We start from the raw sequence: 273 nt of genomic DNA, 5'->3' as shown, positions 1-273 counted from the left end.
GATGAGGGCGTGCGCTTGCTGCCCATGGTTAAAACGCTGTTGCAGCAAGAGGCCGATATCGAGTTCTTTTTGCGCAACAGCGGCCACGGCACCGGCACGTTGCGCATCGCCGCCACGGCGCCGTATTACATCCTTGATCTGGTCAAAGCCTTCCGCGAGCGCCTGCCGCAGATTGTCGTGTCGGTAGACATTGGCAACTCCCAGCAAGTGCTCGAAGCGCTGGACGAATACCGCGTCGACATCGCCGCCTCGTCGCAACTGCTCGAAGACCCA

Annotated in this window: 1 protein-coding gene; it reads left to right on the top strand. The window is 60.4% G+C overall.

The genetic code is table 11. The annotated features are described in order from the left end of the window. Window positions 1-273: LysR substrate-binding domain-containing protein (locus tag GHN86_RS23210; protein ID WP_267129150.1), on the top strand; the 273-nt coding region annotated here is incomplete at both ends.

The organism is Pseudomonas helleri, assembly GCF_009600315.1.
Classification (GTDB): Bacteria; Pseudomonadota; Gammaproteobacteria; order Pseudomonadales; family Pseudomonadaceae; genus Aquipseudomonas; species Aquipseudomonas helleri_A.
The sequence above is the reverse complement of the archived record's forward strand: the minus strand, read 5'-3'. Positions and strand labels throughout refer to the sequence as shown.